Below are 1,220 nucleotides of genomic sequence, written 5' to 3'. Positions count from 1 at the left end.
ACATTTACAGTGACCGAGGATTTTGATGCTGGCCTTCCTGCGGGATGGAGCAGTGTGATAAACTCTGGTACTTGTGACTTTATGAACGTATCTACGGTGCCAATCGGAGCAGATTTCAGCAACTACCCAGCGATGGTGTTCGATGATGATGCCTGTGGAAATGGTGCTCCAGCGAGCAACGTATCCATCCTTTCTGATATCTACGATACCAGTGGGTCCAACACCATCACGCTAGAGTATGAGTATGGATTCTACGAGTTCAGTGGTGGCGAGACCTTTACCGTAGAGGTATGGGACGGTGCCGCTTGGCAACAGGTAGCGCAATACGCAGCAGATACGGACCCGACAGTGGAGACCGTGGACGCAAGTGCCTTTGCGAACGCAGACTTCCAGGTACGCTGGACGTTTGACGATAACGGTGCCTGGGGATGGTACGCAGGTATGGATAGCTTCTCGCTTACATACGATGTACTTGCAGGCCCACCATTTGATATAGTACTGGATGCCAACGGTATGGCTACAGTAAACGTTTCAGATTTAGTTACCGTTACCGATAACTGTGGTAACACAACCGCTACGGCGCCAACAGGGAATGACCCTGTGCCAGGTTCGTTAACAACTACCTTTGCAGGAGGTAACGGAATTCGTAGTATGATGTTTGATATCAACGTGTTGAACGATGCTACCATAGACTCATTTGAGGTAAACTTGGATGACAATGCCGTTCTTGATATTGAAGTATATGCAAAGGTTGGAACCCACGTAGGTTCAGAAAACACCCCAGGAGATTGGACTTTGATAGGTACACAACCTGGAGTAGTTTCAGCTGGAGATGGTATGCCAACTCCATTGAACTTAACTCTGGATTATGCGGTTACCGCAGGACAGACCTATGCGTTCTACATCTCATCACCTAACAAAGCTGCTTCTTTAGGATTTAACTATACTAATGGTACCAACGTAGGAGATGTATTTGTAGCTGATTCCAATATTGAAATCCTAGAAGGAAGTGCTGTTATATATCCTTTCGGTACTATTTTCGCTCCACGCGTATTCAACGGAACTGTTGAGTATACAGCTGGAGGAGCAGGTGGTATGTCATCTGTAATCACATTCGATTGTGAAGATGTAGGAGAGAGCCAAATAGAGGTTACCGTTACCGATGATGCAGGAAACACTTCTGTATGTACTGCCACTATTAATGTGATAGACGATACGGC

At 46.5% G+C, this 1,220-nt stretch carries 1 pseudogene; it reads left to right on the top strand.

The window, feature by feature from the left end:
- Window positions 1–1,220 (top strand): annotated as a pseudogene (locus tag C8D94_RS15395) (DUF4442 domain-containing protein); the annotation flags it as partial.

The sequence above is a fragment of the Marinirhabdus gelatinilytica genome (assembly GCF_003353425.1).
Classification (GTDB): domain Bacteria; phylum Bacteroidota; class Bacteroidia; order Flavobacteriales; family Flavobacteriaceae; genus Marinirhabdus; species Marinirhabdus gelatinilytica.
Note: the sequence above shows the minus strand (reverse complement) of the source record. Positions and strands in the feature narration are given on the sequence as shown.